General features: G+C 36.1%; 11 protein-coding genes. 4 read left to right on the forward strand and 7 right to left on the reverse strand.

The features are described from left to right. Positions 1–516: 516 nt before the first annotated feature. A complete protein-coding gene (locus QVB70_RS14075; protein ID WP_287587473.1) occupies positions 517–1,152 on the reverse strand; it encodes a zinc ribbon domain-containing protein in 636 nt (211 codons plus the stop codon). A gap of 205 nt (positions 1,153–1,357) precedes the next feature. Next, on the reverse strand, positions 1,358–1,846 hold the full coding sequence (locus tag QVB70_RS14080) for a hypothetical protein (protein WP_287587476.1): 489 nt from the start codon (positions 1,844–1,846) through the stop codon (positions 1,358–1,360). A gap of 216 nt (positions 1,847–2,062) precedes the next feature. Here QVB70_RS14080 and QVB70_RS14085 point away from each other — a divergent pair, with 216 nt between their 5' ends. Beyond that, entirely contained in the window at positions 2,063–2,392 is a 330-nt protein-coding gene (locus tag QVB70_RS14085) for a MazG nucleotide pyrophosphohydrolase domain-containing protein (RefSeq protein WP_287587478.1), read from the forward strand. Between the two features lie 173 nt (positions 2,393–2,565). Continuing rightward, entirely contained in the window at positions 2,566–3,474 is a 909-nt protein-coding gene (gene xerA / locus QVB70_RS14090) for a site-specific tyrosine recombinase/integron integrase (protein WP_287587479.1), read from the forward strand. Between the two features lie 142 nt (positions 3,475–3,616). Here the strand turns inward: xerA and selD are convergent, their stop codons facing one another. After that, positions 3,617–4,597, reverse strand: a complete 981-nt coding sequence (gene selD, locus QVB70_RS14095; RefSeq protein ID WP_287587482.1) for a selenide, water dikinase SelD — start codon at positions 4,595–4,597, stop codon at positions 3,617–3,619. A gap of 595 nt (positions 4,598–5,192) precedes the next feature. Here selD and QVB70_RS14100 point away from each other — a divergent pair. Further along, positions 5,193–5,441: a hypothetical protein gene (locus tag QVB70_RS14100; protein ID WP_287587485.1), complete on the forward strand. Its 249-nt coding sequence runs from the start codon at positions 5,193–5,195 to the stop codon at positions 5,439–5,441. A gap of 50 nt (positions 5,442–5,491) precedes the next feature. Here QVB70_RS14100 and QVB70_RS14105 read toward each other — a convergent pair whose 3' ends face one another. Continuing rightward, positions 5,492–6,049, reverse strand: a complete 558-nt coding sequence (locus QVB70_RS14105; RefSeq protein WP_287587488.1) for a QueT transporter family protein — start codon at positions 6,047–6,049, stop codon at positions 5,492–5,494. A gap of 365 nt (positions 6,050–6,414) precedes the next feature. On the opposite strand from QVB70_RS14105, the gene QVB70_RS14110 reads away from it, so the two are divergent. After that, positions 6,415–7,614, forward strand: coding sequence for a hypothetical protein (locus tag QVB70_RS14110; protein ID WP_287587490.1), 1,200 nt, complete (start codon positions 6,415–6,417; stop codon positions 7,612–7,614). Positions 7,615–7,641: 27 nt separating this feature from the next. Here the strand turns inward: QVB70_RS14110 and dpdA are convergent, their stop codons facing one another. The 3 genes from dpdA to QVB70_RS14125 form a co-directional block, all read right to left on the reverse strand. After that, positions 7,642–8,859, reverse strand: a complete 1,218-nt coding sequence (dpdA, locus tag QVB70_RS14115) for a tRNA-guanine transglycosylase DpdA (RefSeq protein ID WP_287587492.1) — start codon at positions 8,857–8,859, stop codon at positions 7,642–7,644. A 73-nt stretch (positions 8,860–8,932) separates the two neighbouring features. Continuing rightward, entirely contained in the window at positions 8,933–9,424 is a 492-nt protein-coding gene (locus QVB70_RS14120; protein ID WP_287587494.1) for a DUF6884 domain-containing protein, read from the reverse strand. 133 nt (positions 9,425–9,557) lie between these two features. Continuing rightward, on the reverse strand, positions 9,558–10,168 hold a 611-nt coding region (locus QVB70_RS14125; RefSeq protein WP_287587497.1), incomplete at its 5' end, for a HAMP domain-containing sensor histidine kinase.

Genomic DNA, 10,168 nt, shown 5'->3' on the forward strand with positions numbered 1-10,168 from the left:
ATATAGTAACCACTACACGCCTCCGCCCAATATACAGAAGGTTTATCAACAGTTATCTTGTATAGACTGTCTTCTCGTTCTAAAACTGAAATATACCCTCGGTTTTTCATTTCTTGTTTATTTTCGATCCATTCCATCTTTTGCTCCCCTTATTTTATGAGATCGAAAAGGGAAACGATTAAGAAGATTGTTAGGGTATCTCTGAATTAGTTGATTACAAAGTTGGTTATTTTTAATAATCTAAAGAAATTTTTCGATTGAAGACCTATCTCTCAGTTATTTTTGAGAGTTATATCTATACCGGCTACACATAGTTTCTATATAGAAGTTTTTAATGTCAATTCCAGTTCTCATTTTAGCCGACAGAAAATTTGTCACAAATGCGATTTACTGAAAAAATACATTTATTCAATTATTGTTATAACGCTTAAAGCAAAAACGATTAAAGGAAAAAATTGAATGATTACCGCAGCATTAATAATATAATGTTTAAGAGATGCTACGGTATGTTATGTTTCAGAGTTTATGTCCACATTCGTTGCAGAACTTTGTGCCAGGTTTAAGTTGTGCTCCACATTTGGGACATTGGATTTGTGCAAGAGGGGCACCACATTCGCTACAGAATTTGCCTTCGCCAGCAGGTTTACCGCACTCTGGACATAATGTCGTTCTTTTATCGACTTCTCCAGTAAATACTTCAGTCTGAGCAGCCTTTGCTCTTATATCTGTCCTCATTTTATCTGATCTTGCCACAGCGACCTCTATTGCCTCTCTGGGACTACACTTCGTACACAGATCCGTCTGATCGTTCCAGCAGTTGTCATCGACATGTTTACCACAGTTCGGACATTTATGGAAATGTTCTATGGCTTCGTTCCAGCCTTTTTCAAAAGCTTTTTCGTGCTCTTTATGCCATGCAGGCGGATAACTTTCGTACCCAGTTCCAAGACTAAATGACCCAGTTCCAGTAAAACGGCCCACAGTTGAAGCTGCCTTTGAAAGTTTTCTTAGAAGGCCTTTCTTCTTGTAGGATTTTGACTCTATGAATTTTGTTTTGTAGCCGTCGCCACAATTGTCGCAATAAAAGGTGAACTGAAATCCTGTATGTGTACTTTCATCTTTAAAATTTCTTGTAAATGGTTGTAAAGGCATATTTTTCACCACTATTTATGTGAGGTCTTTCTACAATTTATACCTAACTGATTTTTAGATCTGTGAAGAAAGTGAACAAACATGACCCCTATAAAATTAAAAGACGCGTAAAAACTAAAAAAATCCACTAGAACAGTAATCTCAGTAAAAAGGTAAGTTTTAAAATCAAAAAGGAAGGCTTGTTATAAATAATTATGGTGAAAACCTACTTTGCCAATTTTTGCTTTAACTTCTTAATAGCTGCCGCTTCGGCTTCAACTTCCGAAATGAATTGTTCTTTTTCATTTGGGGCGATTTTTAATTTATCAACCATGATGTCAAGTATTGCTTGCTCATCTTCGCTAATGACATCGTCCTTTATTGCTTCTTCCCAGATCTTTTTGAAAAGATATTTTTTTGCTGAGAATAGAATTGGCTCTGCGACTTTTCGCATATTACGAAACGTTGAGAAACTACGTGTGATAACACCTAGAAGCGCTTTTTCATCTTCGGTAATTTTTCCGTCACTATGTATTTGCTCTTTAATTAAGCTAAGCAAGGCGCCACTTATACGATCTTCTAATTCATTGAAAACGGTATCGTCAGCTATTATCGCTTTTTCTGTGGTCAGGTCAACGACATAAAGATTATCTGGGCATAGAATAACGCATTTACCGCAGTTTTCGCAGTTTTTACCCGGTAACTCAATCCTCATGGATATCACTTCGCTTCGTTACTTAGTAAAAGCACCACAATCATTATTTTTATATTTTGTGAGAATTACTTCAGTAAGAGATCTGATCACGTCCATATCCATCCCTTGAGATCTGATAGAGGAACTCAGAAAAGGAGTTTTGTTACTAGATAAATTCTTACAAAATAAGATTAAAAAATTACATTTTTTCAATATATCACTGATGAGGGAAGACCATTGGAATTACGAGAACTTCAAAAAATCGTTGATGAATTTATCAATGAAATAGGAGGATACTGGGAAGATCCCATTATCTTAGCTCGAATGATAGAAGAATTAGGTGAAATTGCACACGTTTTGCAGCGCCTAAAAGGATTTCGTCCTATAGCAAAAGAAGATTCACACATCAATTTTGAAGCGGAATTAGAATTAGAAATTGGTGATCTACTATTTGTACTGATATCTTTGGCAAATAAGAGAAATATTGATCTCGAAGCGGTCTTAATAAAAGTAATTGAAAAATACAGACAAAGAGACTTAAAAAAATGGAAAAGAATTCTGAAATGATCTTATCGAGATGTTACTAAACCTTTTACATAAACTTATTATTATAATCCCGACGTAAGTATTTGTAGCCGAAAAGCGAATAGAATTTCCAGAAATATTAAAAATATAAAGCTTTAAATCTATGAATTAGAATTAAAAGAATAAATCTTACGTTTCCTTTAGAAGGGTCAAATATGTCGGAAACAGAATTAGTATCTGATGAAGAATTAATCGATCAATTCCGTGTGATCAAAGAAGTTGAAGAAGGGCTTGCAAGTTCCTCCCTTAATCAGTATCTTCACGATCTGACGTTGTTCTCCAAGTTCACTAAAAAACCCCTTATAAATGTCACAACAAGAGATATTAGAGCCTTTTTAGTTCATTTAAAACGCGATAAAGGATACAAAAAAACCACTTTAGCTCGAAAGGTTTCGACTCTCAGAACATTCTATGACATTTTGTTAAGAGAGAAATACCTTAAGACAAGTCCAATGGGTGAAATCAAAACACCAAAACTAGATCATACATTGCCAATTTTTCCCACGGAAAAAGAAATACATAAACTTATTGAAACTGTCAAAGAAGGAAATTCAAATTATAAGACTCGTGATTTAGCGATTTTAGCTGTTTTTATCTATACTGGAGCACGTGTAAAAGGTATCCATAACTTAAGTTTAAAAGATATCAATTTTGAAAAGGAAACGCTAAGGCTTGTTTCAAAGGGAGGAAAACACAGATACGTTAAAATTAGCACTACAGCGCTTGATCTAATCAACGATTACTTAAAAATCCGACCTAAGATCGAAGAAAAAGATGCATTATTTATAAGTAGGAATGGGAAAAGAATTGCCATTCGTACCATTCAACATATAGTTGCAAAATATCGAGATCTGGCAGGTATAAATCCCGCTATCAGTTGTCATAAACTACGACATTTCTTTGCTACGACTGCTTTATCCAGAGGTATGGATGTAAGGGTTATTCAACAACAGCTGGGGCATTCAAATCTATCTACGACGCAGAAGTATACGCATGTGGTCGACGAGTTACTCAGCAATGAATACAACAAAGCATTTGGCAATGTTGACTACGGAGAGAAGTGAACTACCACCCAACAAGTTGAGGGGTCTTCTTGCGAAGATATGATATGATTTAGAAATTCGAGAATTTTGACGGTGCCACCTGCATTGGTGGAAAGTTCTAAAGACCCTCCTTGCGGTTTCTGTCTTTTTCATTACGCGCCGTCTAAACTTCAATAATTCTTATATCAGGCACAATATTCACCTGTCCGCTGCCCTCCTTAACATGCCCTATTTCAAAGGATTTTATTCCTCTTTCTATTAGTTTTTCTTTGAATAGATCAACATTATCACGTGATAACGAGAGTAACATTCCTCCAGCAGTCTCTGCAGATGTACCCTCCATTAATGAATAGCCTAGTTGATCAGAAAGGATATTAGTTCCTTTTATGATCGGCATAGTATCAATCACAATATTTACCTTGCTTTGTGTTGCTACTTCACGTGCATGCCCAGTCAATCCAAAGCCGGTTACATCCGTTGCGGCATTAACCTTGATTTCCTGCATAATCTCTGCTATTGGCCTGTTTGTTGTTGTCATTATCTCTATTGCTTTTTGTATTGCGCGATCAATCACTTTAGTGGGTAAATATTCAGATAAATCAATTAATTGTTGTTCTTCTTTGAGTAAACGATATGCTGCCATCGCAGGTTGCGTTCCTAAAGGTTTTGTTAAGAAAAGAATATCTCCAACTTTTGCACCGCGATTATAGACAATGCTATTTGGGTGCGCCAAACCTACTACGCAACCACCAATGAAAGGCCATGGATTTATTATAGTATGTCCGCCGACAATGTGTGTTCCTAGACGTTCACAGAAATTTTTAAATCCCTTTAAAAGATCTCGAGAAATTTCAAAAGGCATATTTGTTGGTGCACCCATAACAACTAGTACACTAAGAATGTCTACAGCGCCCATCGCATAAATGTCATTAGTTGTATTACATGCAGAGATTTCTCCTTGAATCATTGGCTCGTCAATATTTGGTGTGAAAAAATCTACAGTTTCAATAAGTGCTAGATCATCTCTGATCTGTATTACTGCGGCGTCATCTCCTGCTCCTGCTAACATTTTCTCTTTAACTGAACCTTCGGGTAGATAGACTTCTATGCTCTCTAGTAACTTTTCTAGGTCTGCTTGGGGCAACTTACAGGATCAACCATGAACCCTTACTGCTTTAGTCAGCCTGTAAGATCCTACTAATAGATTCACCTCCTAAGACCATTTTAGAACATCATCTTATTGTTTTAAGGATTAATAGTTTTCGTCAAAAAACTCATACAAAATATTTTATATCATGAAAATATATTATAGTGATACAATAACAACTAATCTTACAAGAATAGATTGATATAATGATGTTGTGAAAGATTCCGATTTCATTTGATAAAAGGAGAGGAAGGGAAATGCGTAAACTACCTCACGCTAAAGCAGTGAGGCTTTTAGCTGTGCTTGGTCTCAGTCCTCTTCTTTGCAAAAGAGTTTCAACCTCATCGCACGCTAACACATGGGCGTGTTTACCGCAGCCCAGCCCAGTAATCCTCATATAGAGTCGGGCTATACCAGTTTACTGCTCCTCATCCTTGAGGTCATTAACCATTTCCACTTCTATGAGAGGTGTGCCTTTAGACCACGTACCTCTATCTCAGAACACGTATTTAAAAGTGGAGAGGCCCTAATAAAAGTGAAAAACACCCTCAATTCTTCCCCACCCTAAAGGGCAGGCGCTTCCCTAAGGGAAATGCGTGAAGAGTTCATTTGTAGGGATTGTAAATACTACAAACCAGTAGATGAAGTCAAAGGCGATTGTTTTGAACATAAAGTTCTAGCTAAAACACCAATAGAACTGTGCCCAGTTCAGGGATTTGAACCAGCTAGAAAAAAACCCCTTCAGTCACACATGGTTTTTGAAACAGTAGGAGACATTCATACAAAGACTGTCTTGGAGACTCATATGAAAAAGAAAAGAGAAGATTGGCTTTTCAAGTAAACCTAATCCCATAAGTATAGAAAAACAGTAAGGAAAAAGTGGTTATGGTCTTACCACTCTATTTCATTCATAATACGAGTCATTACAGGTGTAAGACCGACGATCAGTATGGCTTCTGGTAGAAGAAGTACTGGAAGTAGGATCCAAAAGGGAAGGGCAAAGAGAATTGCGAGCATGAATGCTACAGCGAATGCTATGCAGAACGCATACACGAAAGCACCAACAAAATAGAATAGGTTGTATTCTCCATTTTTGTAATTAAAGTTGTAAGTAAGTTTATTGGCAATGAGATAACATGATCCACCACCGATGAGGTTCCAAAAGGGCATCCAGAGAAATTCCCAAATACCTGCCTGGGGGCTAAATATATTGGATAACGCATTCCCAATAATAAAGCTAATAATAAGAACCTTCTTTTTAATTACAGATCCCTTTAATCCTTCACTCACTCGAAATTGTATTGGACCATAAGCAATCGGGGCTACAACCCATGTAAGAACAGCATATAACGCTGCCATTATCGCGGTTAACGCAGCTTCCTTACTATCCGCGAAGATCTTCATCTTACTATCTTGTTCGTTCATGTGCTTTGCATCCATTTCTTCCATGGAATTCCTCCTTAGATATGCCTCTTATTTTCAAATATACTAGTTTTTGTCGGAAATGTACTCAAAACAGGAATTTAATGCTCTATACTCTTTTTATCAATCAGCGAATTTAGGGATTTCCAATGACAGAAATTGTAACAGGTTCACAGTTGTACTTGAATGTTAAATCGATATAAAGACTAAAAATCCGCTGAGGAGCAAAAATAACCAGGATAAAACTTGTTTAAGTGTTTTATTTTGATATTGGATGCTTATTTCTTGTGTGTATTGATTAAGGTTTGAAGTTTTGATGAAATAAAAAAGCTGTTACAAAAAATTTTATAGGACGAATGAGATAATTGTAAAAAAACTGAACTGTGAGTCTATTGCCTAAAAAGAAACTCAAAAACTCAGAATCGAAATCTACTGCAAGCGAATTTATCCTTTCAGAGGATATGATGAATAATAAAGATAAAATTGAAGCATTCGGAAAGGTAATGGGCTGGAAAAATGATACTGCCCTCAAAGCATATGCTCGACTTCTCGAAAACAAAAAAGGGTTCTTTACACATGATTTGGCAGATCAGCTACAAGAACCATTAGCTAATGTAAGAAGGGCATTAAATGCACTGGAACAATTAGAACTTATCAATAAGGAAAAGAAGAAGAGAAAAAAGGCTCTTGCTGATTTTTGGACGATAAAGAAACGAATTTTGTACTTTGGACGAAGCCTACCCTCCTCATATTTTACAAAGGATATTCCTGTCGATTTTCAGAGTAAAGTAGCATCTGAAAATGAGATATCTCGTTATTCCGACCTCTTTGAATTCTTTACAAATCATACGCAAATACATTGGCTACTTACAAAGGATATTACATGGAAAATTCGACGTGATGGGTTAATGGACTATTTTGAGCGAAGAAAATATTTAAAATTATCAAATAGGGCTCCTTTCATCACTTATGTTACTTTGTTTTCTTCTAATGACCCTTATGAAGTTGAGATTACAAATGAATTTGATGAGTCTCTTCCCTACGAGCCAAATGTCTTCACCCATAAATTGAAGGATTTAACGATCGCAAATGCTACCGTCTCACCGGAAATTATTAAGAGTTACTATAACAACTTACGACTAGGTGAGTCATATACGATCAATATTCAAGATAAAAAGAGAATGTACGTTTGTAAACTGAATAAAAACAAGTTTTCAGCATGTTTTCACTATTGGCTAAAACTTAGGCGTTTAGACGCGCTTAAACTTAGTTATGAATTTTCCAAATTCAATGGCGCAGTATCATGCGAAATTCTAATGGATCATAAGCGAAAAATAGGCGAGATTAATCTAACCAAATCATATAGCGAGATTGCTGAGCCATTCGAATGGACAGTTGATGTAAAAAAGAACAAGGTAGTAGTTAAGATAGAAGGAAACCAACTTTTATCAACCGGGCAAGAATTAGTATTGATTTTTAAACTAAAACCTCGTTACGCTAGTGATACAAAGAAGTGGATAGAACTAAAGGATACAAAACAATGTCCCTGTGGGAATATTCCGCACTTAATGAGTGACTCTTTAGCGATATGATTGAATTTAGTGCTTGTTACAAATAGTCTAAACTAACTTCAATTGTTGGTTTTCCTTTTCGTTTTTCTTAGATGGTAAATAGTTTTGTTCCCACTTTTTGAAGTGATTATAAAAGTCGTAGACATTATGAAACCCGCGTCGCATATTCCTTTCGTGCATTCTGAAGAAAATTATGTCAATCCCTATCTTTTTACAAAGTGAGCAGTCACACAACTCCCATGGTCTAGCATTGAGTGTCCGTTGATACTCGTTGATGATTTGATCTGTTTGCTTAGGAGGGGTGAAAACAGAGGTATATTCTTTTAATGCTGTCAGTACTTCATCAAGAGTAATTTCTTGCTTTTGAAACGCTCGGATGTTTGCCAACGCTTTTTTTTCCAATTTAACCAAAAGGTCTTTCGAAATTTCGTGCTCTTCTACAAATTTCTTTTTTTTACCTCGTAGATCTTTTGGCCTGGGGATGCGAATGGCACAATAGGGCACATTATCCAAATAATAATTTTTTTTGGCGCTCAACCAAGCATTTCGAAGACTTCCTGCACTATCGAAAGAGTGTATTCCTGTATGTTTCATCGTAGCGAAAAGTGACTCTCGTGCAATGCCAAACAAATGAATTTTTGTTTGTACGCCTTTTTCTTGAGAGTTTGTTTGAAGTATGGCATGAACCATCTCTAGGATTTTCTTTATGTTTTCTGTCGGTTCGCGTACCAAACCTCCTAGTGCAATGTAATCAAAACCATATTCAGCGAGTTCAAGAGCTGCAGTTGCATAAGAGTTAGCATTCCATCCCTGGACAACACCAAGTAGTTTTAATTTAGTTTCTTTGTTTTTCCACACATCAAACATCTTTTTTGCGTTTTTGATGGTCAGTTCTTGTCGATATTCTTTCTCATTATCGTATTTAGGAACAATGAGGTGATCAACGGTCACCCCAATATCAAATCCGTATTTTTCATAAAATTCTAGAGTGTCTATAGGATCGTAGGGCGGTTCTGCTTCGTCGATATAGGAAAACGCCCCACAATCGCCCATTATGGATCCTTTGAAGTCTAAAGCTGTATGAATGTCATCATTTTCGGGAGGTTTTGATTCTACATTTACTCTCGAAACAAGGATACCATCTAAGGGTGGAGGATTATAGATATTCCAAATTCGAACTTTTTCTTTATGCGGAACGGTTTCTAAGAAGGGGCCAAAATGCGTATTGATCCCATCAGGCCACCAGAATGGTAAATAGAATTTCATTTACAACACCACTCCGCATAGATTTTTTAAAAACGAAAAATATGGTGTACTGTTATCCTCTTAACTTTTTAACTTATGCGGCGGTGAGATATTCATCGAGAGGGAGCTGTTTTTTCTTGGCGATATCACTACTGAGTTTTTGCTTAATTTCACCTATTCCTTTTGTTCCCTTAAAATAGTTTATAACCTCTTTTTCCTCAAGTAATGGTAATATAACGTCTCTGTACTGCTTTCCGCACATTAAAATTATTCGCTCATAGTTTGTTAGAACTGGTCTCAACTGTTCGTCAATTATATTTCTCAATGTTTCTTTTTTTGCCCTTAAGTTTTCAGTTTGTTTTCCTTGAAGTAATTTAAATTGATCTAGTGATTCATCCTCATAGGAATCAATCACTTTTTCTGGATTAATCAATCCATGTTTTGCAGAAATAATTCTCCAGTCATAATTATACGTTTCAACATATTTTCTCATCTTTTTGAATAGATCCGAAATATAGAGATCTTTAGCTTTATGACTTCCCTTTCGTTTCTCTTTAACGCATGTTGCTATGACTAATGTGTTCACTTCAGAAGCCTCATACGACTCGCTATTTTAGTGATGTTTGAACAGTTAAAAAAACTAATGTGGATATAATTGCATGAAAGGACACTTTCACGCAATTCAATGTTTATTATAAATTTAATACTTCATCCTAATTCTATCTTCTCTTGGGAAGGATCACATGGAAAGTACTTCCCTCTCCGACTTGACTTTCCACCCATATTGAGCCGCCATGCATTTTAACGTATTCTTTCGTTATAGCCAGTCCTAATCCTGTTCGTTCGAACTCAGGTTGTATTTGAAGTCTGTTAGTAGTATTCACATCAGCTACGTGAAAAGGTAGAAAGATACTTTCAAGATCTTCTTCCGCGATACCTATACCGTTATCTTTCACCATGATATGGATATTGTTATCTAGTTCCGTTAGCAAGACGTTAATTGTACCACCTTTAGGCGTATATTTGATCGCGTTAGAAAGCAAGTTATTAAAAACCACATTTATCTTGTCTTTATCTAAATAAATCAACGGCAATGACTTTAGAGTTATGATTTTAATCTCATGCTTATGCTTTTTAGCTAATGGATTGACTTCTTTTACAATTTCAATTGCCAAATTTTCAAGTGAGCTTAATTCAATATTCATTCTTATCGTGCCGGCTTCAAGGCGAGTAAAATCAAGAAGATTATTGATAAGAAGAGCAAGTCTGCCTGCATTCCGTGCTATAATGTCTATCTTCTCATTTACTTCTCCAGGGAGTGACCAAAAAC

The organism is Candidatus Borrarchaeum sp. (assembly GCF_019058535.1).
Taxonomy (GTDB): Archaea; Asgardarchaeota; Sifarchaeia; order Borrarchaeales; family Borrarchaeaceae; genus Borrarchaeum; species Borrarchaeum weybense.